This is a genomic window from Providencia stuartii, assembly GCF_029277985.1.
GTDB lineage: Bacteria > Pseudomonadota > Gammaproteobacteria > Enterobacterales > Enterobacteriaceae > Providencia > Providencia zhejiangensis.
Map to the genome: position 1 here is coordinate 3,331,472 of NZ_CP119546.1, position 24,213 is coordinate 3,355,684.

20 protein-coding genes and 1 pseudogene are annotated in these 24,213 nt (G+C 41.5%); 11 read left to right on the forward strand and 10 right to left on the reverse strand.

The genetic code is table 11. The features are described from left to right. Positions 1-184: 184 nt before the first annotated feature. From P2E05_RS14850 to sdhC, 4 genes are read right to left on the reverse strand one after another with little or no spacing between them, the layout of a single operon-like run. Positions 185-901, reverse strand: a complete 717-nt coding sequence (locus tag P2E05_RS14850) for a succinate dehydrogenase iron-sulfur subunit (RefSeq protein ID WP_154621925.1) — start codon at positions 899-901, stop codon at positions 185-187. Between the two features lie 35 nt (positions 902-936). After that, a complete protein-coding gene (gene sdhA, locus P2E05_RS14855; RefSeq protein ID WP_154621924.1) occupies positions 937-2,703 on the reverse strand; it encodes a succinate dehydrogenase flavoprotein subunit in 1,767 nt (588 codons plus the stop codon). Then, positions 2,704-3,048: a succinate dehydrogenase membrane anchor subunit gene (sdhD, locus tag P2E05_RS14860; protein WP_154621923.1), complete on the reverse strand. Its 345-nt coding sequence runs from the start codon at positions 3,046-3,048 to the stop codon at positions 2,704-2,706. Then, positions 3,042-3,431, reverse strand: a complete 390-nt coding sequence (gene sdhC, locus P2E05_RS14865; protein ID WP_163862765.1) for a succinate dehydrogenase cytochrome b556 subunit — start codon at positions 3,429-3,431, stop codon at positions 3,042-3,044. The genes sdhD and sdhC overlap by 7 nt, the downstream gene beginning before the upstream one ends. Before the next feature lie 612 nt (positions 3,432-4,043). On the opposite strand from sdhC, the gene P2E05_RS14870 reads away from it, so the two are divergent. Continuing rightward, positions 4,044-5,330, forward strand: coding sequence for a citrate synthase (locus P2E05_RS14870; protein WP_154621922.1), 1,287 nt, complete (start codon positions 4,044-4,046; stop codon positions 5,328-5,330). 184 nt (positions 5,331-5,514) lie between these two features. On the opposite strand, the gene P2E05_RS14875 is transcribed toward P2E05_RS14870, so the two are convergent. Further along, the gene (locus P2E05_RS14875) at positions 5,515-6,288 is read right to left on the reverse strand and encodes an AraC family transcriptional regulator (protein WP_154621921.1); all 774 of its coding nucleotides are present in this window, start codon (positions 6,286-6,288) and stop codon (positions 5,515-5,517) included. A gap of 102 nt (positions 6,289-6,390) precedes the next feature. On the opposite strand from P2E05_RS14875, the gene P2E05_RS14880 reads away from it, so the two are divergent. After that, complete coding sequence (locus P2E05_RS14880) at positions 6,391-7,518, forward strand: multidrug effflux MFS transporter (protein ID WP_272657960.1); 1,128 nt, start codon at positions 6,391-6,393, stop codon at positions 7,516-7,518. A gap of 65 nt (positions 7,519-7,583) precedes the next feature. Here P2E05_RS14880 and P2E05_RS14885 read toward each other — a convergent pair whose 3' ends face one another. After that, positions 7,584-8,327, reverse strand: coding sequence for a type 2 GTP cyclohydrolase I (locus tag P2E05_RS14885; RefSeq protein ID WP_154621919.1), 744 nt, complete (start codon positions 8,325-8,327; stop codon positions 7,584-7,586). Between the two features lie 866 nt (positions 8,328-9,193). On the opposite strand from P2E05_RS14885, the gene P2E05_RS14890 reads away from it, so the two are divergent. Both P2E05_RS14890 and P2E05_RS14895 read left to right on the forward strand, forming a co-directional pair. After that, positions 9,194-10,003: a DUF1460 domain-containing protein gene (locus tag P2E05_RS14890; RefSeq protein WP_196714035.1), complete on the forward strand. Its 810-nt coding sequence runs from the start codon at positions 9,194-9,196 to the stop codon at positions 10,001-10,003. A 134-nt stretch (positions 10,004-10,137) separates the two neighbouring features. Then, on the forward strand, positions 10,138-10,329 hold the full coding sequence (locus tag P2E05_RS14895) for a hypothetical protein (protein WP_154622182.1): 192 nt from the start codon (positions 10,138-10,140) through the stop codon (positions 10,327-10,329). 204 nt (positions 10,330-10,533) lie between these two features. Here the strand turns inward: P2E05_RS14895 and P2E05_RS14900 are convergent, their stop codons facing one another. Beyond that, positions 10,534-10,740, reverse strand: coding sequence for a YbfA family protein (locus P2E05_RS14900; protein ID WP_154622181.1), 207 nt, complete (start codon positions 10,738-10,740; stop codon positions 10,534-10,536). A 412-nt stretch (positions 10,741-11,152) separates the two neighbouring features. Here P2E05_RS14900 and P2E05_RS21965 point away from each other — a divergent pair, with 412 nt between their 5' ends. Genes P2E05_RS21965 through kdpE form a run of 6 tightly spaced genes read left to right on the forward strand, consistent with a single transcriptional unit; the run spans position 11,153 to position 19,004 of the window. Beyond that, positions 11,153-11,242: a potassium-transporting ATPase subunit F gene (locus P2E05_RS21965; protein ID WP_163862769.1), complete on the forward strand. Its 90-nt coding sequence runs from the start codon at positions 11,153-11,155 to the stop codon at positions 11,240-11,242. 1 nt (position 11,243) lies between these two features. Continuing rightward, positions 11,244-12,947, forward strand: coding sequence for a potassium-transporting ATPase subunit KdpA (kdpA, locus tag P2E05_RS14905; RefSeq protein ID WP_163862771.1), 1,704 nt, complete (start codon positions 11,244-11,246; stop codon positions 12,945-12,947). A 14-nt stretch (positions 12,948-12,961) separates the two neighbouring features. Then, positions 12,962-15,025 carry a potassium-transporting ATPase subunit KdpB gene (kdpB, locus tag P2E05_RS14910; protein WP_272657959.1) on the forward strand — a complete coding sequence of 688 codons (2,064 nt, stop codon included), beginning with the start codon at positions 12,962-12,964 and terminating at the stop codon, positions 15,023-15,025. Positions 15,026-15,035: 10 nt separating this feature from the next. Beyond that, a complete protein-coding gene (gene kdpC / locus P2E05_RS14915) occupies positions 15,036-15,629 on the forward strand; it encodes a potassium-transporting ATPase subunit KdpC (RefSeq protein ID WP_154622178.1) in 594 nt (197 codons plus the stop codon). Between the two features lie 8 nt (positions 15,630-15,637). Beyond that, on the forward strand, positions 15,638-18,352 hold the full coding sequence (kdpD, locus tag P2E05_RS14920) for a two-component system sensor histidine kinase KdpD (RefSeq protein ID WP_154622177.1): 2,715 nt from the start codon (positions 15,638-15,640) through the stop codon (positions 18,350-18,352). After that, a complete protein-coding gene (kdpE, locus tag P2E05_RS14925) occupies positions 18,324-19,004 on the forward strand; it encodes a two-component system response regulator KdpE (protein WP_163862776.1) in 681 nt (226 codons plus the stop codon). Before kdpD ends, kdpE begins: the two co-directional genes overlap by 29 nt. A 56-nt stretch (positions 19,005-19,060) precedes the next feature. Here kdpE and P2E05_RS14930 read toward each other — a convergent pair whose 3' ends face one another. Beyond that, positions 19,061-19,927 (reverse strand): hypothetical protein, encoded by an 867-nt coding sequence (locus tag P2E05_RS14930; RefSeq protein ID WP_154622175.1) that lies wholly within the window; start codon positions 19,925-19,927, stop codon positions 19,061-19,063. 1,216 nt (positions 19,928-21,143) lie between these two features. On the opposite strand from P2E05_RS14930, the pseudogene P2E05_RS14935 reads away from it, so the two are divergent. Continuing rightward, positions 21,144-21,230, forward strand: a pseudogene (locus P2E05_RS14935) (hypothetical protein); the annotation flags it as partial. 241 nt (positions 21,231-21,471) lie between these two features. Here P2E05_RS14935 and glnS read toward each other — a convergent pair. Next, positions 21,472-23,139: a glutamine--tRNA ligase gene (gene glnS / locus P2E05_RS14940; RefSeq protein ID WP_154624770.1), complete on the reverse strand. Its 1,668-nt coding sequence runs from the start codon at positions 23,137-23,139 to the stop codon at positions 21,472-21,474. 157 nt (positions 23,140-23,296) lie between these two features. Then, positions 23,297-24,112, reverse strand: coding sequence for a sulfite exporter TauE/SafE family protein (locus tag P2E05_RS14945; protein WP_276122867.1), 816 nt, complete (start codon positions 24,110-24,112; stop codon positions 23,297-23,299). Positions 24,113-24,213: the final 101 nt, after the last annotated feature.

Genomic DNA, 24,213 nt, shown 5'->3' on the forward strand with positions numbered 1-24,213 from the left:
CCTTTATCACTCCGGGCTCCCCTTCTAAGGAACCTTTAAAAACTGTCTGCAGTTTTTAAAGGCCCCTCGAGTCAGCTCGCGTCTTCATCATTTGCAGTTTGGCTTATTACTTTCACTTTTTTGCTTTTACTTTGTTACTATTCAACAGCCTGCGGCACTTAGGTGCCGCAGGTAATCACCGGTTTTATGCACTATGTTTTAGTAACATAGATTTAATATGACCGATAGCTTTCGTTGGATTTAGTCCTTTAGGGCATACATTGACACAATTCATGATGCTATGACAGCGGAAAACACTAAAAGCGTCGTTCAGATCATCTAATCGAGCATCTGTTTCAGTATCTCTACTATCAATTAAGAATCTGTATGCGGCTAAAAGACCTGCCGGACCAATAAATTTGTCGGGATTCCACCAGAAAGATGGGCAAGACGTTGAGCAACATGCACACAGAATACACTCATATAACCCATCGAGTTTTTCACGTTGTGCCGGCGACTGTAAATTCTCACGCGCTGGTGGATTCTTATTATCATTAATCAGATAAGGACGAATTTTTTCGTATTGAGTATAGAACTGGCTCATGTCAATAATCAGGTCACGAATCACGGGTAGACCTGGTAATGGACGAATAACAATTTTCTTCCCACCACGAATTAAAGCAGACAGTGGTGTGATACAAGCCAAGCCATTTTTACCATTCATGTTCAGACCGTCAGAGCCACATACCCCCTCACGGCAAGAACGACGGAATGATAAAGTGGGATCTTTTTCTTTCAGTTGGATCAACGCATCTAGCAACATCATGTCACGCCCTTCAGGAACCTCGAGCGTGTAATCCTGCATACGTGGTGCGTTATCTACATCCGGATTATAGCGATAAATCGAAAATTCAAGTTTCATAGTTCATTTCTCCGCAACTGGATTAACACCACGCATTAATAGGTACGTACTTTCGGCGGGAAGGCTTCACGCAACTTAGGTTGCATGTTGACTTCTCGGCGGGTCATCGTTTCAGATTGCGGTAAATACAATGAGTGACATAGCCAGTTAGCATCGTCACGATCTGGGTAGTCGAAACGGCTATGTGCACCGCGGCTTTCTGTACGGAAATTCGCTGCCTGCGCTGTTGCATAAGCCGTTTCCATCAAGTTATCCAGCTCTAAACATTCAATACGCTGTGTATTAAACTCGGTAGAGGTGTCGTCAAGACGAGCATTTTGCAGACGTTCACGAATCACTTTCAGCTCTTCCAAACCTTTCGCCATTGCATCACCTTCACGGAATACCGAGAAGTTGTGTTGCATGCAGGTTTGCAGTGCTTTACGGATTTCAACAGGATCTTCACCTGTACGCGCATTTTCCCAACGGTTAAAGCGAGTCATGGCAGCATCAATATCCGATTCAGATGCATCACGCATTGAACCTTGCTCCATCAGAGACTCTTTCAAGTGGAGACCCGCTGAACGACCAAATACCACTAAGTCAAGCAGTGAGTTACCACCGAGGCGGTTTGCACCATGTACAGATACACAAGCAATTTCACCCACAGCAAATAGACCTGGAATAACCTCGTCTTCGCCTTTTTCGTTATAACGAATTGCTTGACCTGTTACTTTAGTTGGGATCCCCCCCATCATGTAGTGACATGTTGGAATAACTGGGATTGGCTCTTTAATTGGGTCAACGTGAGCAAAGGTACGAGATAATTCAAGGATACCCGGTAGACGTGATTCCAGAACTTCTTTACCTAAGTGATCTAATTTCAGCTTAGCATGCGGGCCCCATGGACCATCACAACCACGGCCTTCACGGATCTCAATCATAATTGAACGAGCAACAACGTCACGACCAGCAAGGTCTTTCGCGTTAGGCGCATAACGTTCCATGAAACGTTCGCCATCTTTGTTCAATAGATATCCACCTTCACCACGGCAACCTTCCGTTACAAGTACACCTGCACCAGCAATACCTGTAGGATGGAACTGCCACATTTCCATATCTTGCAATGGAACACCAGCACGGGCAGCCATACCAACACCATCACCAGTATTGATGTGCGCGTTAGTGGTTGATTGATAAATACGACCTGCTCCACCTGTCGCTAAAATAGTCGCTTTAGCTTTGAAGTAAACCAGTTCGCCTGTTTCCATACAAATTGCAGTACAACCAACGACATCACCATCCTGATTTTTAACTAAATCAAGGGCATACCATTCAGAGAAAATGGTTGTGTGATTTTTTAGGTTTTGTTGATACAAGGTATGTAACAGTGCGTGGCCAGTACGGTCAGCAGCGGCGGCAGTACGCGCTGCCTGTTCACCACCAAAGTTCTTCGATTGGCCACCAAATGGACGCTGATAGATTCGCCCGTCATCAAGACGAGAGAATGGCAGCCCCATATGTTCTAATTCGAGGATCGCCTCTGGACCCGTTTTACACATATACTCGATTGCGTCTTGGTCACCGATATAGTCAGACCCTTTAACAGTATCGTACATGTGCCACTCCCAGTTATCTGGATGAGTGTTACCTAGTGCAACTGTGATCCCACCTTGCGCTGACACCGTATGAGAACGGGTTGGGAAAACTTTTGACAACAAAGCACAAGATAGGCCAAGTTGTGAAATTTGTAGTGCAGCACGCATACCAGCGCCACCAGCACCAATAACAATAGCGTCAAATTCTCTTATTGGCAGATTCATTTATGCACCCCACACCACAATTGTTCCGTAAATTAAGTAAGCCAGCAGAGCAACAACAATCACAAGTTGCAGCACTAAACGTAATGCTAGTGGCTTAACATAGTCAGTCAGTACTTGCCATAAACCAATCCAGGCATGTACTAAAATCGAGAACAATGTGAGGACTGTGAATACTTTTGTCACAGAAGAGGCAAAGAAACCACGCCATGTTTCATAGGTGATGTCATTAATGGCAATAAAGCCAACGAGATACAACACGTAGAGTACGATAACAATCGCAGAACCACGGATTAACAGCCAGTCCTGAATACCAGTACGGCCTAAAGCTGAAGCATTACTTACCATACTAATATCCCCGCCAGAATTGCCAGAATGACCGTAATAACAAACGTAATTTTTGCAGATGAATTGCCTGCAACAAGCGTTTCATCAATACAGCCGAAATCCATTAACATGTGACGAATACCCCCACAAATGTGGTACGCCAATGCCGTTAGAATTCCCCAAAGAATGAACTTAGCAAAAAAGCCAGTCATTATTTCGGATGCATATTGAAAACCTTCTGGAGAGGAGAGAGATGTCCCTAACAACCAAAGCAGAATACCTACTGCGATGAAAGTGATGACGCCAGAGACACGGTGCAAGATCGAAGAGATCGCAGTGATCGGGAAGTGTATCGTCTGCAGATCAAGGTTGACAGGTCTTTGTTTTTTCACAATTTTGCCCACACAGCTCTTTATTATTTTCCTTCCTCCGGACCTGGGGCGGAAACTGACAGCGACAGGGGTACAAAATGCAACTTAAGCTAAACGCTAATCCATCATGTTCAAATAGAGTTGCATACTGATTACGCTGGAACTCCTACATCAGGGTAATCCGGAGACCTGCCGTCAGTATAAAGTCTTCACATTGCTATTACAATTCCCACACAAAATGTTTGGTGACATTTAGCCCGAACAGTGAGAGGGATCACGATTTAAACATTTTATATAAATGTGCTTATCTTATTTGACAATGATTCAACATTTATCTTACATATATGGCTGGTAGAATTATTTGAACGTCGCCAGTATCTCAACCGGCGTAAAAAAACAAAAGTTATGAAATTCGTTTCCCTTACTAAAAATAATGATATTGTAGGGAAAACAACAAAAAGAACATAACATCTACACACTCGTAAACAACCTAAAAAAACATTGTCGTCGGTCGTACGGTTTCAGAATTTAATGTGATAGCTAGCTGATTTCCACAACACACCGGTAGAACAATGCGCAAAGACACAGTATAACGCTGGGTTCTGGTTGTTGGGTGTTGATTATCAAGCGCTAAGGAGACCGTAAATGGCTGATAACAAAGCTAAGCTAACGACTGAGAGTGCAAGTACAATTGAACTAGACATTCTATCCCCAACTCTCGGTCAAGACGTTATCGATGTCCGAACTTTAGGTTCAAAAGGGTATTACACTTACGACCCTGGATTTACTTCTACTGCTTCATGTGAATCAAAAATCACGTATATCGACGGTGATAAAGGTATTCTGCTACACCGCGGTTTTCCAATTGACCAATTGGCAACCGAAGCCTCTTACCTTGAAGTCTGCTATATCCTGCTCTACGGCGAAGCACCTACTCAAGAACAATATGAAACATTCAAAAACACGGTCACTCGCCATACCATGATCCATGAGCAGATCACTCGCATGCTGACGGGTTTCCGTCGTGACTCACACCCTATGGCTGTTTTATGCGGCGTTACGGGTGCATTAGCCGCTTTCTACCATGATGCTCTGGATGTTAATAATCCGCGCCATCGTGAAATCACGGCTTATCGCCTGCTGTCTAAAATGCCTACCGTTGCGGCGATGTGCTACAAGTATTCAATCGGCCAACCTTTTGTTTATCCACGTAATGACCTGTCGTATGCAGGTAATTTCTTGTACATGATGTTCTCAACACCTTGTGAAGATTATGTGGTTAACCCAGTGCTTGAGCGCGCGATGGATCGTATTTTAATCCTGCACGCTGATCACGAACAAAATGCCTCTACCTCAACGGTACGTACTGCGGGTTCTTCCGGCGCTAACCCATTCGCTTGTATCGCTGCGGGTATTGCCTCTCTATGGGGACCAGCTCATGGTGGTGCTAACGAAGCTTGCTTGCGTATGTTGGAAGAAATTCAAACTGTTGAGCACATTCCTGCCTTTATCGAACGTGCGAAAGACAAAAATGATTCTTTCCGCTTGATGGGCTTTGGTCACCGTGTGTACAAAAACCACGACCCACGTGCAACCGTGATGCGTGAGACCTGCCATGAAGTTCTTAATGAGCTAGGCCTCAATGACAGCTTGCTTGAAGTGGCCATGGAACTGGAACGTATCGCACTGAACGACCCGTATTTCATTGAGAAAAAACTGTACCCGAATGTTGACTTCTATTCAGGTATCATCTTGAAAGCAATGGGTATTCCTTCATCTATGTTCACCGTTATCTTTGCAATTGCCCGTACTATCGGATGGATTGCCCATTGGAACGAAATGCATGATGACGGACTGAAAATCGCGCGCCCTCGTCAGCTATACACGGGTTATGGCAAACGTGATTTTAATTCGAACCTAAAGGCTAAATAATTCAAAGGGCAGCTAAGCGATCATTGCATGCGCAACGATACACAGGCACTAGCATGTGAATTCGTGTAAACAGATAAAATCGCCAATGCAGCCACTTGAAATATAAAGAATTAGTCAAAAATAATATTCTAACTAAATAACAAGATACAACCCTACATACCAAAGCCCCATTTTCGGGGCTTTTCTATTTTTTATCCGCAAGGTGCTGATATTCTTTTGGGGTAACACCACTCATTTTTCGAAAGAAACTAATGAAAGCACTATCACTACTCAATCCCAGCTCTTGAGTAATAAAAGAGTAAGTTTTCCCTTGCGCTAATAGCTCAACCGCCTTGATAAAACGCCATTGTTGCCTCCATGCCTGATAACTCATTCCTGTTTCGTGTAAAAATAGACGAGTAATGGTTTTTTCACTCGCGCCTATTGTTTTAGCCAGTTCCATCAAGGGCGGAGGAAGTTGTTCCATGTTTAAATTTTTCATACGACGATCTTGCGGTATCGCTAGTAGCATTGGCTCTTTGCTAGCATGTTGTAATTCATCAATAAACACGGGTAATAAATTAGCAAGCCTTCCCTGCTGCCAATTGCTATCAAATGGAGCCACTGCGATACGCTCAAGTAATTCCCTTAATAATGCGGTTACCGTTAAAATCATCACCTCATCACCTACTTGATGAGCAATTTGTTGGTTCAAATACACTGAACGATAGCCAACCGAAGCCCTCATTTGTGCTCGATGGACAATATTTGCGGGGATCCACGCCACTCGTCCTGGCGGTAATAACGATAAACGATTTTCTAATGAAATAAGAATACAACCTTGCTGAGTGAACAGTAATTGCCCCATGTTGTGAGAATGAAATCCCGAATCATGCCGACCCATTTCTGCTGCAATACCCAAGATAGGCGCCTGATACCAATGGGTTTCAAATTTATCATGCTGATTAAGCCAAGCCATAACATGTCCTATTTTTGATATTTATTGTCTTTATTATTGTAATAAGACAGCGAAAATACAATTAAACTGCCCGCCATTAGTGACAACTATAGGATTATTAACATGAAACATCCTCTTTCATTATGGCTGGCTGTGGCCTTAATGATGTTTCCACAAATCGTAGAGACCATTTACAGCCCCGCATTGACCAGTATTGCCATTGCATTTCAGGTTAATGCCGAACAAGCTTCACAAACGCTTTCATTCTATTTCTTTGCGTTTGCATTAGGCGTGATATTTTGGGGAAGAATGTGTGACACATTAGGTCGCCGTCCAACAATACTTGCGGGACTTTTGTTATATGGCATAGCTTCCATATATGCTTTATTTATATCACATTTTTATTTATTACTCTTTTTACGTATGGTCTCTGCTTTTGGTGCGGCAGTAGGCTCAATTGGTACACAAACGGCCATGCGCGACAGCTACCAAGGCCATGAATTAGCAAAAGTCTTTTCAATTATGGGGATCGCACTTGCTATCAGTCCTGCGCTTGGCATGTTAGCTGGCGCTATTTTGGTCAGTGGCGGTGGCTACCAAGCCGTTTTTATGGGTTTAGCCGTTTTAGCAATAGGGTTATTGTTATGGTCTTGTTATCGCCTACCAGAGACGCGACCTGAAAATGTGATACGCCACCCATTTTTAAGCACGTTATTGGCCATGATTCAGGATAAAGAAATTATCAGAAATGTGATATTAATAGCATTTTTCAACATTAATTTATTCAGTTATTATCAGTTAGCGCCATTCCATTTTGAACAATTGGCGCTATCGCAACAACAATTTGGTCTAACTGGCATTTTATTAGCGCTAGGCGTAGGCATAGGTTCCATCGTAAATCGTCATTTACTGACTAAAAATTGGACAGCAGAAAAGTTAGTGAAGCTATCAAGCTTTATTTCACTGCTTAGCAGCTGCTTAGTTTTTATACTTATGCATTCCGTTTGGTTTGTTTTGCCCGTTATTGGGGTCGTAATTGGTTATGGTATTGCCATCCCAAACATTCTTGCTCACGCACTTAATCGTTATTCGAGCAATAAAGGGACTGCTGGCGCAATATTAGGGCTGTTTTACTATGTTGGACTTGCGATAGGTTTACTGATTGCGGGTTGGAGTCAACATTTAGGCGCTACTTTAATCATTTCTAGCATCATACTTGGCGTATCATCATTACGTTATCGAACCCATTAATCTAATCATGTGCAGCACATACTGTCTTGTGCTGCACTTCTTTTATTTTTTATTCTAAAAACCGTTTAAGCTGGATTATCGATATCCACAAACACGGCATCTAACCCATGATTATCGACCAACCATTGGGTGAGTGCTTTAATTCCGTAACGTTCCGTGGCATGGTGCCCTGCCGAATAAAAATGGATCCCCATCTCTCTTGCAATATGAATCGTTTGTTCAGAAACTTCCCCTGTCACAAACGCATCAACACCAAATTCAGCCGCCTGAAGAATAAAACCTTGCCCGCCACCAGTACACCAAGCAATTTGACGGATCTCTTGTTTACCTGTTTCTCCACAATGGAGTGTTTTACGATTAAGACGAGTTTCCAATCGTTCATTGAGCTCAGCAGGCGTAATAGGTTGATCAAAATAGCCAAAAGGCATTAGCGGGTCGATGTGCCCATCAATTTTTACCCCCATGAGGTGCGCTAGCTGAGTGTTATTACCAAGGTGGGGATGTGCATCTAAAGGTAAGTGATACCCGTATAAATTAATATCATTTTCAAGCAAAGTTTTTAAACGCTTCCTCTTCATGCCCTTGATAACCACAGGTTCATTTTTCCAAAAATAACCATGGTGAACAATGACCGCATCGGCATTCATCTCAACCGCTTTATCAAGTAGAGCTTGGCAAGCTGTCACCCCTGTCACTATCTTTTGTACATGTGAACGGCCTTCAACTTGTAAACCGTTAGGTGCATAGTCATGAAACTCGCTAACCTTCAGCTCATTATTGATAAGTTCTTCCAACGCTAAATTACGCATAATCGAGTCCTTTTACAGCATCATTTTGTCTTTACTGGATAAAAATGATTTATTCATTGGCAAAATTCAATACTGCCTAGCTTATAAGCCTATGCCATAAAAGGAAACGGCTATTTTAAACAATTCGTAGAGAGCTGATCTCTACAGAAACTAAAGATGAATCCGTCGTTTATCCTATGCTGCAATCACAAAGCGCTTGTCAATATGTTATCTAGCGCTTTTAAACACAGATAGCCTACCTCAAACACTTGCTCCCATATGACGCGAGCTTATTTCAATAAGAGGAATATTTTATGCAAACACTTTTAACGTCAATAACATTAAGTTTGCCCTGCAACCTCTAAGCAAAAGTAATGTTATTATCTTTAGGCATACCCCTCTTAAATAAGCGTAAAATCAGACTGGGTATTTTACGTCGTTTTTCCTCTAAAGATTATCTACTTTAAATTAATCATTAAAATAAAACCCTTATTACGAGTATATAAATCAACTTATCATAGATTAATCATTTTTTATTTTTAAACAAACGAACATATTAAAAACAGGCAACCTAAACACTAAAATAAAAACAACAAAAATGTGTTAAACCCATTTTCAATGATAACCCTCTGTTATACAAAACCATTAATAAACACACCAATATAAAATATAAATCAATCTTTTGAATTTATTACCTTCATTATGATAAACAACATAAAAAAACACAAATTATTTGTGTTTCCCCCGCATATATGTCAGCACCTTTTTATTTTATATTTATAGGGAAATTAAACGAAATTTAAATAATGTGTTATTTTTCGTTGCCATCAAAAACAATCTAAAATATTACTAATAATCCCATTCAGTCTTAATAGGTACTAATAATAATGATTAAATTACCCTTATTGGTGGTATTGTCTTTTTCTTTGGCGGGTTGTTCCTCAAGTGAGAAAATTAAAATTGGTTATCCTATTTTAATAACAGAAAGCACCAAACAAAAAATCAATGATATCATTAATAATGACGTCATACCGAACCAGACGTTGAGTTATGATGAAAAGATCAATCGTATCTCAGCTACATTTTTAGGCACGCCGTATGTTGCGAATACATTAATAGGTGGTCCAGAACAACAAGAAACCCTCGTCGCGAACTTTGAGGGTGTCGATTGTTTTACATATCTGGATTATGTCGTTGCACTTAGCCTTTCTAATAATGAAAAATCCTTTTTAAATTCATTGGTTAATACCCGTTATAAGGATTCCCAAGTCACTTATTATAAACGTAAGCATTTCTTCACAGATTGGTATGCCGTAGCACCTAAAAATGCCATTGATGTTACTGCAACAATTAGCCCAAATAGCATCACGGTAGAAAAAAATTTAAATATAAAATCAGATGGCAGTGAATATATAAAAGGATTAGGCGCTATTCCTAGAACAATCACTTATATTCCGGGTAATATGATCAACCAATCGGTGATTGATAACATAAAAACAGGTGACTATATTGGCGTATATTCACCAATAAGTGGTTTAGATGTCTCTCATACTGGCTTTGCGATTAAGAAGGATGGTCAATTATGGTATCGAAATGCCTCGTCTTTATCTAAAAATAATAAAGTCGTTGATACGCCCTTTCTTGAATATATGAGCACAAGGCCCGGTATTTTAGTTTTACGCTCGATATCTAAATAAATGCATATGAAAGTAAAGAGCCCCTTAACTTTTCACAAGTAATTTAAAACTGATAAAAACACTAAGCGCATTTTATTTTTCAACACCATCATTTCATATATTAAACGCTTTAATTAATACTGTTTGGAGGAATAATGAAATATACAATGTTACTTATATCGACATTTTACCTACTCCCTCTAACGGCAAAAGCAATTACCGTTGAAGGCAATGATGTTAAACCCATCAAAAAGATTGAATATTGTTTTGTCGATTGGGTTAATAACCCACTAAAATTACTCTCTTGTAGCTTAATTGGAGAAGTCCCACCTGATAGTGATAAATAAACCTATTCATCACTCGTCACGATACTCATTCTATCTTATGTTTGATTTATCAAAGAACATAAAAATTCATGATGAAAAATCGTCAGAAAAGGCGTGATAGAAAGAGGGAGATAACGAGTTAAAGTCATCGTTTGATTTAATCCCCTTTCCCCACAATATTTTGTCGTTATTGCGGGGACAGGGTCGCACTAATACGTATCGTTATTAACGATGCGTCTCCATTGTCATTTCAGAACGATCAAGCCAAACAGGCTTATCGCTTGTTTTTGCCCAAACTTTATGGAGATAACTATAAAACTTAGCGCGTTGTGGATAAAAAGCCATAACCGGAAATGCAAGTATGCCAGCGGTTAACGCTGCTGTGCGGCGTAAAAGCACCTGATTACGGGAATATTCGTGATATGTGGACATCGATATCCTCCTGTCAGTAGCCACATTATTTGCCGATTTTAACTTCTCTCTTTCACAACACATCATCTCATTGGAGAGTGACTAAAATCGGACAGATAGTATGAAAGGTAAATTAACTACCTTAATAATACTCTTCATTTGGTAATTTTACTACTGATCTGACCACTTAAATAAGAAAAAAATCACTAATTCACCCGTAAAAATGTAAGTTTATTACAGATCTTAACAAAATAACGAACAAAAGAAACAAAATAACCACAGAAAATTAACAATGTATTGTTAACAAATCAGGCCATGACTGCTTTTGATTGCGATTTTTATACTTTTTTTACACCGCTCTCTGGTTTTTTTTCAGCTTATTTACAACGCAATTCTTATGCTGTCTCCATGGGAATAATAAGGAGAAACTACAGTGTCATTACTTTCCATCCTCGGGACAGTCTTCGTTGCTTTACTGTTGGTCTATCTAATTTATGTTCTGCTTAATGCGGAGGAATTTTAAGATGGCCGTAACTGCGCTTCTACTCATCGCCAGCTTTTTGCTGGTGCTTATTGTATTAGCAAAACCATTAGGTTTGTTTATTGCTCGTTTAATTGAAGGTGACATGCCACGTTTTGTTATGAAAACTGAAGCCGTGGTATGGCGTTGCAGTGGACTAAAACAACCAGGTCGAGAAATGACCGAAATGAATTGGTCACGTTACGCTCTGGCGATACTTCTATTTAACCTTTTAGGTTTTATCCTGCTGTTCACTCTATTGATATTTCAAGGGCATCTTCCACTTAATCCACAACAGCTGCCAGGAATGAATTGGGATCTCGCGTTCAATACTGCGGTGAGCTTCGTGACGAATACTAACTGGCAATCGTACAGCGGCGAAAACAGCTTAAGTTACCTTAGTCAAATGGCAGGCTTAACAGTGCAAAATTTTTTATCTGCCGCGACAGGAATTGCAGTCGTCTTTGCATTAATCCGTGCTTTTGTACGCCACAATAGCAAAACGTTAGGTAATGCTTGGGTAGATATCACCCGCATTACCCTCTATTTACTCTTACCTTTAGCCATTATTTTTGCGCTATTCTTTGTAAGCCAAGGCGTCATTCAAAGTTTTTCCCCATACGCTTTAAGTGATAACTTAAATAGCTCCGCACAATTCATTCCAATGGGGCCAGTTGCATCCCAAGAAGCCATCAAACTATTGGGAACAAATGGTGGCGGTTTCTTCGGTGCTAACTCATCCCACCCTTTTGAAAACCCAACAGCACTGAGTAATTTTGTGCAAATGCTCGCGATATTCTTGATCCCAACAGCATTGTGCTTTGCTTTTGGTCGTACTGTTGGCGATAACAAGCAAGGCAACGCCCTGCTTTGGGTGATGGCCATTATCTTTGTTATTGCCGCAATGCTGGTGATCAATGCCGAATATGTTGGTAACCCTTTCTTAAGTGAGTTTTCCGCGAGCAGTACCGCCAATATGGAAGGTAAAGAAAGTCGATTCGGTATTCTTGGCTCTGCATTGTATGCCGTTGTCACTACCGCTGCGTCATGCGGCGCAGTAAATGGAATGCATGATTCGTTCACCGCTTTAGGTGGCATGATCCCAATGTGGTTAATGCAGATCGGTGAAGTGGTGTTTGGTGGTGTGGGTTCAGGCCTATATGGCATGCTGTTATTTGTTTTACTTGCCGTATTTATTGCTGGCTTAATGATCGGACGTACACCTGAGTATTTAGGTAAAAAAATTGAAGTCCGTGAAATGAAATTGGTCGCTATTGCCATTTTAGTCACGCCCACTTTAGTACTTTGTGGTACGACTCTGGCGTTAATGACCGAAACAGGACGTGCTGCCATTTTAAATCCAGGTGCTCATGGGTTTAGTGAAGTGCTGTATGCCTTCTCTTCAGCAGCAAATAATAACGGTAGTGCTTTTGCTGGACTCAGTACTAATACCCCGTTTTATAACACAATATTGGCGATTGTTATGCTACTAGGACGTTTTGGTGTCATCTTACCCGTCTTGGCCATTGCAGGTTCTCTGACCATGAAAAAACCACAAATAGCCAATACGGCAAACTTACCGACTCATGGCCCTGTATTTGTCGGCCTATTGATCTTAACCGTTTTACTCATCGGTGCGCTAACTTTCGTTCCCGCTCTCGCATTGGGACCGATAGCAGAACATTTGCAAATTAAGTTAGCAGCATAATGAGGGTCATTAAAATGAACAGTAAAAAAACTCAATTATTCGATAGTGCGTTAGTTCGTCAATCAATTATTGATGCAGTTAAGAAATGTGCTCCACAGGCGCAATGGCGCAACCCTGTTATGTTTGTGGTGTATATTGGCAGCATTATCACTACCTTGCTATGGCTAGCAATGTTAGCGAATTACGCAGAAGGTAATGCTTGGTTTAGTGGCATGATTACGCTATGGCTATGGTTTACCGTTTTATTTGCTAATTTTGCTGAAGCACTTGCAGAAGGACGCAGTAAAGCTCAGGCGGCGAGTTTAAAAGGCGTTAAAAAACGCAGTAGCGCTATCCGCCTTGCTGAGGCCAATTTAGATTCAGCACAAGAAACGGTAAATTCAGATCAACTTCGCAAAGGTGACATTGTTTTGATCCGTGCGGGTGACATCATTCCTTGTGATGGTGAAGTTCTGGAGGGGGGAGCTTCCGTCGATGAAAGTGCGATCACGGGTGAATCAGCCCCTGTGATCCGTGAGTCAGGGGGGGATTTCTCTTCTGTCACCGGCGGTACTCGTGTCTTATCCGACTGGCTGATCGTGGAATGTACCGTTAACCCCGGTGAAACCTTCCTTGATCGAATGATTTCCATGGTTGAAGGCGCACAACGCCGTAAAACACCGAATGAGATAGCACTCACCATTCTATTAACTGCTCTTACTATTATCTTTTTATTGGCCTGTGCAACCCTCTACCCATATACCCTGTTTTCAGCGGAATATGCTGGGGCAGGTAACGCCATTTCCGTTCTCGTGCTTATTGCGCTATTAATCTGCCTCATTCCTACAACCATTGGAGGGTTACTTTCCTCGATTGGTGTTGCTGGCATGAGCCGTATGTTAAGTGCCAATGTCATTGCCACCAGCGGACGTGCTGTTGAAGCTGCTGGTGATGTTGATGTGTTGCTGCTCGATAAAACAGGAACTATCACGTTAGGAAATCGACAAGCGTCGGCATTTTTACCGTTAACAGGCGTAACCGAACAACAATTAGCGGATGCAGCACAACTGTCCTCTTTAGCGGATGAAACCCCTGAAGGACGCAGCATTGTCGTCCTTGCAAAACAAAAATTTAATTTGCGTGAAAGAGACATTCATTCATTAAATGCTACTTTTGTTCCCTTTTCAGCAATGACACGAATGAGTGGAGTTAATGTGGGTGACAGAATGATACGCAAAGGCTCTGCCGATGCGATACGCCGTTATGTTGAAGCCAATCACAGTAAGTTTCCACTTGAGGCGGATCAATTGGTAGAAAAAGTTGCTCACCAAGGAGGCACCCCATTAGTTGTTGTCGATAACCAAACCGTCCTAGGTATTGTCGCTTTAAAAGATATTGTTAAAGGGGGGATCAAAGAACGTTTTGCTCAGATGCGTAGCATGGGGATCAAAACCGTGATGATTACCGGCGATAACCATCTAACGGCTGCCGCTATCGCTGCTGAAGCAGGTGTTGATGATTTCTTAGCGGAAGCGACCCCAGAAACGAAATTAGCCTTGATCCGCCAATATCAAGCAGAAGGTCGGTTGGTTGCCATGACGGGTGATGGTACTAACGATGCTCCAGCTCTGGCTCAAGCCGATGTCGCTGTTGCCATGAACTCAGGAACTCAAGCGGCAAAAGAAGCGGGTAACATGGTGGACTTAGACTCTAACCCGACTAAATTAATTGAAGTCGTACACATTGGTAAACAAATGCTCATGACGCGAGGTTCGTTAACCACATTTAGTATCGCCAATGATATCGCCAAATATTTTGCCATTATTCCTGCTGCTTTTGCCGTGACTTGGCCACAGTTGAACGTATTGAATATTATGAACTTGCATTCACCTGCTTCGGCACTGTTATCGGCAGTCATTTTTAATGCGTTGATCATTGTCTTTTTGATCCCCTTAGCCTTAAAAGGGATCAACTACCGCCCTATGAGTTCGCAATCACTGCTACAACGAAATCTCAGTATTTATGGTCTTAGCGGCTTACTCGTTCCCTTTATCGGTATCAAGCTTATCGACATGATTATTAGCTTATTTGGTTTTTAAGGAATAGATTATGAACACGATTCGTTCATCAATTGTGGTATTAATTTTATTAGCGATAATAACTGGTGTGGCTTATCCTTTACTTGTTACAGGACTCGCGAATGTACTGTTTCCTTGGCAGGCGCAAGGGTCGCTCATAGAACAAAATGGGCGAGTGGTTGGATCAGCATTAATTGGTCAACACTACCAGTCCGACCGCTACTTTTTCGGCCGCCCTTCAGCAACGGCGGAGTTCCCATATAACTCATTAGCCTCTGGAGGCAGTAATCTTGCGGTAAGTAATCCAGTATTATATGAGTCATTTGAACAACGTCGTGAACAACTGAGAAAACAAAATCCAGATGCTGGACAAGCCGTTCCCGTCGATCTACTAACCGCTTCTGCAAGTGGCTTAGATCCCAATATTTCGGTTGCGGCTGCACTTTATCAAGCGCCTCGTATTGCGAAAAAAAGAGAGATTGCGCTGAGGGAGGTTGAATCTCTCATTGCAGCACAAACTGAAAGCCCCCTCCTTGCCTTTATGGGAGAACCCGTTGTGAATGTATTGCAATTGAACATCGCATTGGATGAGCTTAAACCACAAACGCATCAGCCCACTCACTGAGGTTAATTATGGATAATCAAGACCCAGTACGCCCAAATCCAGATGAGTTGCTCGTAAAAGCAAATGAAACTGGCCGAGGCAAGCTTAAGATATTTTTCGGCGCCTGTGCAGGCGTCGGAAAAACGTATGCGATGTTACAAGAGGCTCAACGCTTACGCACTCAAGGGTTAGATGTTGTGATTGGCGTTGTCGAAACACATGAACGGGAAGAAACGGCGGCATTACTGGATGGGCTATCTCAGCTGCCGCCTCGTCGGTTAAACCATCGTGGGCGCCGCATGAGCGCCTTTGATATTGATGCTGCAATTGCAAGGCATCCAGCCATTATTTTAATGGATGAATTGGCATTTAGTAATCCAGCCGGTAGTCGCCATCCTAAACGATGGCAAGATGTGGAAGAACTTCTTGATGCCGGCATTGATGTTTTAACGACAATTAATGTACAGCATATTGAAAGTTTAAATGATGTGGTCGGTAGCATCACGGGGATCCGTGTGCGAGAAACCGTGCCCGATCATATTTTCGATGCAGCCGATGAAATTGTCTTAGTCGATCTACCTCCCGATGATCTCCGTCAGCGTCTTAACGAAGGCAAGGTCTATATCCCAGCACAGGCAGAACGCGCTATTGAGCATTTTTTTCGTAAAGGGAATTTAATAGCTCTAAGGGAATTAGCGCTACGTCGCACCGCGGATCGCGTTGACGACCAAATGCGAGAGTTTCGCGATGGTAAAGGACAAGCCCCTGTCTGGCATACGCGCGATGGCCTGTTATTATGCATAGGGCATAATCGTGGCAATGAAAAGCTCGTTCGTGCCGCAGCACGGCTCGCTGCAAAATTTGGGTCTGTCTGGCACGCCGTGTATGTTGAAACGCCAAAACTGCATCGGCTTCCAGAGGGGCACCGTAGAGCGATTCTTAAAGCATTACGTTTAGCTCAAGACTTAGGCGCTGAAACAGCAACGTTATCTGACCCTTCTGAAGAAAAAGCGATTTTACGTTACGCACGTGAACATAATCTTGGCAAAATTTTGGTTGGACGGCGCATTAAACGCCGTGGATGGTTAGGCTCACGCACTAGCTTTGCGGATCGATTAGGTGCATTAGGGCCAGATTTGGATTTAATCATCGTTGCACTCGAAGAAAAGAGTGATTGGGTGAAAGAGCCTGAACGGAAACCATTTTCTGAAAAATGGCGTACTGACATTAACGGTTTTTTAGTTGCGATCGCGATATGTGCGCTTATCACTGTATTTTCGCGTACTTTTTTACTGGCGCTCGATAAAGCCAACCTAGTTACCCTGTATTTACTCGGTGTGGTTCTTGTGGCGCTCTTTTATGGACGCAGACCATCCATTTTTGCAGCGCTTATCAATGTCATTAGTTTTGACCTCTTTTTTGTACAGCCCCACTTTTCTCTGGCCATTATGGACATGCAATACTTGGTGACCTTTACCGTAATGCTTATTGTCGGTGTGGTGGTTGGTAATCTCACGGCAGGTATGCGATATCAGGCAAGAATTGCCCGTTATCGAGAGCAACGGACTCGCCACCTGTATGAAATGACGAAAGAATTAAGCCAAGCGCTCACCGAGCAAGATATCGGTAAAGCAGGCTACCATTTTATTAACAATGCCTTTCAGGCGAAAACCTGCTTACTCTTGCCAGATGAAAACAATCAATTAATGCCATTGTTATGTGAAGGCCATAGCGCGATGCAAATTGATCAAGCTATCGCTAAATGGAGTTTTGACAAGCGTCAACCCGCGGGTGCTGGTACCGATACACTACCAAGTGTACCTTATCAACTACAACCCATTACCACGGTCGATCAAACGCTAGCCGTACTCGCTATCGAACCCAATAATTTGCGCCAACTATTGATCCCTGAACAACAGCGCATGCTACAAACATTTACAGGGTTGATTGCTAGCGCGCTAGCGCGTTTACAATTAGCAAAACAAGCGGAAATCGCAAAACTCAACATTGAGCGCGAGCAGTTGCGAAACTCTTTGTTAGCAGCACTATCCCATGACCTAAAAACACCGTTAACGGTACTGTTTGGCCAAGCAGAAATTTTGACCTTGAACCTTAGCGCAGAAAACTCCCCTTATACGGAGCAAGTTAACCAAATGCGCCAGCAAATACTCAGTACTTCCCGTTTAGTGAATAACTTGTTGGATATGGCAAGACTGCAATCAGGGGGGATACAACCGAATTTTGAGTGGCAATCACTGCAAGAGATCACAGGCAGTGCGATAAGAACCCTTGATTACACATTGCATAGTCATCCTTTATCCATTGAAATCCCAGCTAATTTGCTGCTCTACTGTGATGGTAACTTAATTGAACGAGTATTAATTAACTTATTAGAGAACGCCATCAAATACAGCGAAAAAGATACACCAATGGGGATTTGTGCCAATATAGAGGATAACCAAGTACACATTGAAGTTTGGGATGCCAGTAATGCGATTCCCAATGGGCAAGAAAAAACAATTTTTGATAAGTTTTCTCGAGCACAAAAAGAGTCCGCAATCCCTGGTGTTGGCCTTGGATTAGCGATCTGTCGCGCCATTATTCAATTACATGATGGCACCATTTGGGCTGAAAATAACAAAAAAGGTGGAGCCAGCTTCCATTTTGTTTTACCTTTTAAACAACTCCCTGATATTGAAGAGATAGCTGACTATTGTGAACCCCCATCAAATATTGATCATTGAAGATGAAAAAGAGATTCGTCGCTTTGTCCGATTAGCTTTGGAGGGGGAAGGCTGGAAAGTTTTTGAAGCGGAAAATGGCCATCGTGGGTTAATTGAAGCCGGAACTCGCCAACCAGATCTGCTTATACTGGATCTTGGTTTGCCTGATGGTGATGGCCTAAACCTCATTCGTGACCTACGCCAATGGAGCAGCATCCCAATTATCGTACTATCGGCTCGCGAAGAAGAATCACAAAAAGTCGCCGCATTAGATGCTGGCGCAGATGATTACCTCACTAAACCCTTTGGCATTAGTGAGCTGCTCGCAAGAGTAAGAGTCGCGTTACGCCGCTTCAGCAAAAATCAAGAAAGTTCACTATTTCAATTCGGTGATATCTGTATTGATTTTATTAATCGCATCGTCACTAAACAAAATGAAGAATTGCACCTCACCCCCATTGAGTTTCGCTTACTCAGTGAGCTAGTCGCCAATAGCGGTAAGGTTCTAACCCAACGCCATCTGTTATTGCAGGTTTGGGGGCCTAATTATGTTGAACACAACCACTACTTACGCATTTATATGGGTCACTTACGGCAAAAACTGGAAAATGATCCAGCCCGCCCGATTCATTTGCTCACTGAAACGGGGATTGGCTATCGCTTTATGCCATAGCGATTGCATATCAAACGACGGGTTCTGCCGCATTAATACAGTGGAGCGACAGAACGTTAATTAGCTTCTAAGACTAACACCCCAGACGCCGACGATTCGCCAGAAGATAATGCAACACCGGTTAAACTGGCGGTGACATTAATATTGATTGTTTTTAGGGCATTTAATGCAATACCTGAGCCATTCGCGCTAACATTAATATCATTAAGCGCTATTTTAGCTGCGACACCATTTCCAAAACTTAAATTTCCATTTGTATCTACCTTTGAAGAGATTAATTTCAAGGTATAGTCTCTTGCATTACCGCTAGTACAATTTATGGCTAAGTTTCTATTTTGCTTAGCGCTATTTACATCCAATGCGTTCGATAAAAAGTTAAAGTTTAATAATTGATCATTTAGCGTACAGATACTTTTTTGATTTGGCGGATTAATAATCTCAATTTCCCCGTTACGACTATTTCTACCTAGACCTGCTGAAGCTCTATTTATTGCATCATAACAAGCATAAATAAACTCTACATTAATATTTTCCATAAGTTCTAAATTTAGCGGATCACCAAATGATATCGCTGGAATATTTATTCTATTGTTCATGAGATTTGTTATTGTATTTATTGCTGCTGCCCGAGAGCCCAACCGACCATTACACTCATTAGTTGACAGCCTTTCATAATAGGCCGTGTAATTGCCTCTATTTGGAATATAACCAAAAGCTTCCAAACCAACCCTTACCGATGTAGGAAGACCCGTTCCCGGTCTGTTATAAGTTATAAATGTAATCTGTCCTGTACCACCATTACTGACAACCGCGTTCCTATAAGGCCTAGGACCAAAGTCTACCCGTGAATCAGCGAAAGCATCAAAACTGAGGATTAGTGGGAATATTAAACATAGATTGATCTTGATTTTATGCATTGCCATATATCACTTTTCATGAAGTTATAGAATATTGTGTTGCTGATTTATTACCATTAACTTAAACTATATTAAAAATTCACCTTTAATCTTTTTTTTGATTGATGAAAATAAATATCCTCGCGCATCGCTATCAATATTCTCACCGAGAATAAAATCACCTTAAATAAAGAAAATAACTCACATAATTACTAACACAATCTTAATAATAAATGACAACCAAGCTAGCGTGTATACCCCTCTATTGTTTTCACTATATAATGCGTTATTTATGAATTGCACGGTTATTTATGAATATATTTTAACTTTTTGAGATTTTTTAAAATTAACTTTACGTAATACGTTTTCTTTTTCATATCATGAATAGTTAATCGTTATAATAAATTAAATAATTATTAATAATATAAAATAGATGACTATCCCTCAATAAATGATAAAAAACACTGTAAAAATTATCAGGCATCACCATCAGAAAATCAACACCACCATTTATACCTATGAAAAAAAACACCGAACAAGGGTTTCTTTTTATATCTTAAGTTAATATATAACAATGAGTTATATATTAATCGCCATTTATCGTCTTAATAAGATGGTGATAAACGCTATTTGCTATAAAAAAAACAAAAAAGAACAATATATTAATCCAAAAATAATTATTATTAATAATTCCTCACCCTTTGACACATTTTACTCAACTCTAGCGTATTAACAGGCTATCACAACACATCTTAGCGCTTGGTTATTCTTTTGACACAACAAGGGCAACGTATTGTTATTCCGGTGATAGCCAACTATTCCTGCTGAGAACAAACCGCCCTTGATAAAACATTGCCATCCATTCAATCGCCAATAATAGAATTTGTACAGTAGGAAAAATTTTAAATTCCAATATGGTTCGTACCCGCCTTTTAATATTTCGACAGCCTTACCCCGCGGCTATGGCCTAAATAAATCATCCCGCGGTGCAGCGTTAAGTCAGCAACCTAGATATCCCTTCTTCCAGAAAAGCTAAGCTCAAAGAATTCGCTAAATAGCACCGGACACATAGTGCAATGATATCGGTTGGATCTTGGAGCCGTGTGAAGGCTTTTGGGTAAGTAAGATATGATATTTCCGTTCAATGGTGGCCCGCTTACCGTTATTGCGTCTTTCTTAGGCCGTCACCTTTAGCCACAATGGTTCTGAATACCGCACTGCCGATGCGGGATCACATCTACGCTTAAAACTGAGCAGAATACAAAAACGTTTGAAAATCCCTAAACAGTTTATCGATAATATTGCCTCAAAATCATCGTTTACTAGGTGAAGAGTATCAAGTTATCGGTGAAAAAAGTCAGGTGACCTTAGGCAGCAATGATCTTCATGATTGCTGAAATGAAAAGATGCCGCCCACAGCGCCTTAATGTATTTTATCGCCATAAAAAAATCTCAGGCTCCATTAAGAGTCTGAGATTTTTATTTGTGGCCTTGACATAGCAGACCATCATCGCATTTCCTTTCGATCATTCGTACCACAGCTAAGTGGTCAGCGAAGTCTGAGGAGGAAATTATTGAGCTTCGATCTTAGCCCAAGTATCGCGCAATCCTACTGTACGGTTAAACACCAACTTATCAGCACTGCTTAAACGATTATCGGCACAGAAATAACCTTCACGTTCAAATTGATATGGCTTATCTGTTGCTGCATCACGTAGACTTGGCTCAACAAAGCCTTGTCGAATTACTAATGACTCTGGATTAATCACCGATAAGAAATCATCTTCAGCAGCAGGATTTGGTACAGTAAACAAGCGGTCATAAAGACGAATTTCAGCTGGTAGTGCATGCGCTGCACTTACCCAATGGATAACGCCTTTCACCTTACGGCCATCTGCTGGGTCTTTATTTAGCGTTTGTGGATCGTAAGTGCAGTAAATCGTTGTAATGTTACCCTCTGCATCTTTTTCAACACGTTCCGCTTTAATGATATAGGCATTACGCAAGCGTACTTCTTTACCTAATACTAAACGCTTATATTGGCGGTTAGCTTCTTCACGGAAATCCGCACGATCGATATACAACTCACGGCTAAATGGCACTTCACGAGTTCCCATCTCCGGTTTATTCGGATGGTTAGGCGCGGTTAAGATCTCTTCACCTTCAGGCATATTTTCAATGACTAAACGAACGGGATCAATTACCGCCATCGCACGTGGTGCATTCTCATTAAGATCATCACGAATACAAGATTCTAGCGCTGCCATTTCAACGTTATTATCTTGTTTAGTTACCCCAATACGCTGACAAAATTCACGGATTGATGCCGCTGTGTATCCTCGGCGACGTAAACCGGAAATAGTCGGCATACGTGGGTCATCCCAACCATCAACTAATTTATCAGTCACCAGCTGGTTCAGCTTACGCTTAGACATTACCGTATATTCAAGGTTTAACCGCGAGAACTCATATTGACGAGGGTGGCAATCAATGGTGATGTTATCGAGCACCCAGTCATACAAGCGACGGTTGTCTTGGAATTCCAATGTACATAACGAGTGTGTAATTCCTTCCAGCGCATCAGAAATACAATGCGTAAAGTCATACATTGGATAAATACACCATTTGTTACCTGACTGGTGGTGCTCCGCAAACTTGATTCGATACAAAACAGGATCGCGCATAACGATAAAAGGTGATGCCATATCGATTTTGGCGCGTAAACATGCTTTACCTTCTTCAAAGCCACCAGCACGCATTTTTTCAAACAGCGCTAAGTTCTCTTCAACACTACGATCGCGGTAAGGGCTATTTTTACCTGGCTCTTTTAATGTGCCACGATATTCTCGAATTTGTTCTGGGCTCAGTTCATCAACATAAGCCAAACCTTTGTTGATCAGCTCAATCGCATATTGATATAGAGTATCGAAATAATCAGAAGAATAGTGAACTTTACCGCTCCATTGGAACCCAAGCCACTTAACATCTTCTTGAATTGAATTCACATATTCAACATCTTCTTTGACTGGGTTGGTGTCGTCAAAACGTAAGTTGCACTGGCCCTGATAGTCCTGTGCGATACCAAAATTCAGGCAAATTGATTTTGCATGACCAATGTGTAAATAGCCATTCGGTTCAGGTGGGAAACGTGTATGTATCGATGTATGTTTCCCGCTCGCCAGATCTTCATCTATGATCTGACGGATAAAATTGGTTGGGCGAGTCTCTGCCTCATTCATTGTCATCATTCCTCAATGCCAAAAGCGCGTAATAGCAAAATATATTCTACCATAATCTGTCAAGAAACAACCGTTTGATCAAATATGTATAATTAAAGATATATTAGCGGATATTTCTCGTACTCATGATGACTTAACCCAATTAATATTCAAATAATTAAGTTAACAACATGACAGCCAATACTATCAGTAATAGCAGTGGATAGCTTTGCGCATGGCGTTTATCACTCAAATATGGCATGAGTAAATTCGCGAAGCGGATCCCTAACCAAGAGCTGACAATTAAGATTAAAGCCCCTTTGACATAAATCATTCCAAGAAACCCATCACCTAGCTCAATATGCTGAGTAAAAGCAAAATAGAGATAAGTGAATGTTCCAGTCACTGCCATCGGTAATGTTAGCGGGTTAGCGAAAGCAGCGGCTTGGATCATACTCGCCCCACGACGGCGCATGAGTGGAACGGTCATCACGCTGCCACCTACCCCTAAAAATGCGGCGACAGCGCCAATCAATAAACCAATAGGTGTATCTGCAACATGGTGCCTATGTGAAGGTGTGATGCCCTCGCGCGATGTCTGCATAAACCCAGGCCTCAAGAAGCAATCTAAAATAGTGATAATAAGATAAATAATAAATAACCAACGGATCCATTCACTATTGACAAAAAGAGCAATAAAGGCACCTAAAACGCCCCCTAAAGAAATGGGGATAATAAATGGACGAATAATGTTCCAGTTTAAATGACCTTTGCGATAATGTGCACTCGTCGAAAGTGAAGCCGAAAAAATCATTACACAAGTTGAGGTCGCCACAGCAATTTGCATTGCCACATCATTCGCCTCATTTTGAGGCCCCCATACCAAGGTAATAAGTGCATAAAGTAGCGGAACGGTAATAAAGCCACCACCAAAACCAAACAAAGCGGTAGTGATCCCTGATATAAAGCCAAAAAGACACAATAATAAAACCACAACTAAATCTCCACACATGATTGTTTTATTATCATATCGAGAAGAATTAAAGCCGACTTACGCAAATCAGACAAACTGCATTGAGATTCCGCCAAATTAAC

What these genes read in the sequence shown, in the direction of transcription:
- glnS (WP_154624770.1), bottom strand. Translation starts at nt 23,139, where the DNA reads ATGAATGAGGCAGAGACTCGCCCAACCAATTTTATCCGTCAGATCATA.
- P2E05_RS14930 (WP_154622175.1), bottom strand. Translation starts at nt 19,927, where the DNA reads ATGGCAATGCATAAAATCAAGATCAATCTATGTTTAATATTCCCACTA.
- P2E05_RS14870 (WP_154621922.1), top strand. Translation starts at nt 4,044, where the DNA reads ATGGCTGATAACAAAGCTAAGCTAACGACTGAGAGTGCAAGTACAATT.
- P2E05_RS14880 (WP_272657960.1), top strand. Translation starts at nt 6,391, where the DNA reads ATGAAACATCCTCTTTCATTATGGCTGGCTGTGGCCTTAATGATGTTT.
- sdhA (WP_154621924.1), bottom strand. Translation starts at nt 2,703, where the DNA reads ATGAATCTGCCAATAAGAGAATTTGACGCTATTGTTATTGGTGCTGGT.
- P2E05_RS14900 (WP_154622181.1), bottom strand. Translation starts at nt 10,740, where the DNA reads ATGTCCACATATCACGAATATTCCCGTAATCAGGTGCTTTTACGCCGC.
- P2E05_RS14850 (WP_154621925.1), bottom strand. Translation starts at nt 901, where the DNA reads ATGAAACTTGAATTTTCGATTTATCGCTATAATCCGGATGTAGATAAC.
- kdpB (WP_272657959.1), top strand. Translation starts at nt 12,962, where the DNA reads ATGAACAGTAAAAAAACTCAATTATTCGATAGTGCGTTAGTTCGTCAA.
- sdhD (WP_154621923.1), bottom strand. Translation starts at nt 3,048, where the DNA reads ATGGTAAGTAATGCTTCAGCTTTAGGCCGTACTGGTATTCAGGACTGG.
- P2E05_RS14895 (WP_154622182.1), top strand. Translation starts at nt 10,138, where the DNA reads ATGAAATATACAATGTTACTTATATCGACATTTTACCTACTCCCTCTA.
- P2E05_RS14875 (WP_154621921.1), bottom strand. Translation starts at nt 6,288, where the DNA reads ATGGCTTGGCTTAATCAGCATGATAAATTTGAAACCCATTGGTATCAG.
- kdpC (WP_154622178.1), top strand. Translation starts at nt 15,036, where the DNA reads ATGAACACGATTCGTTCATCAATTGTGGTATTAATTTTATTAGCGATA.
- kdpA (WP_163862771.1), top strand. Translation starts at nt 11,244, where the DNA reads ATGGCCGTAACTGCGCTTCTACTCATCGCCAGCTTTTTGCTGGTGCTT.
- P2E05_RS14890 (WP_196714035.1), top strand. Translation starts at nt 9,194, where the DNA reads ATGATTAAATTACCCTTATTGGTGGTATTGTCTTTTTCTTTGGCGGGT.
- kdpD (WP_154622177.1), top strand. Translation starts at nt 15,638, where the DNA reads ATGGATAATCAAGACCCAGTACGCCCAAATCCAGATGAGTTGCTCGTA.
- P2E05_RS14885 (WP_154621919.1), bottom strand. Translation starts at nt 8,327, where the DNA reads ATGCGTAATTTAGCGTTGGAAGAACTTATCAATAATGAGCTGAAGGTT.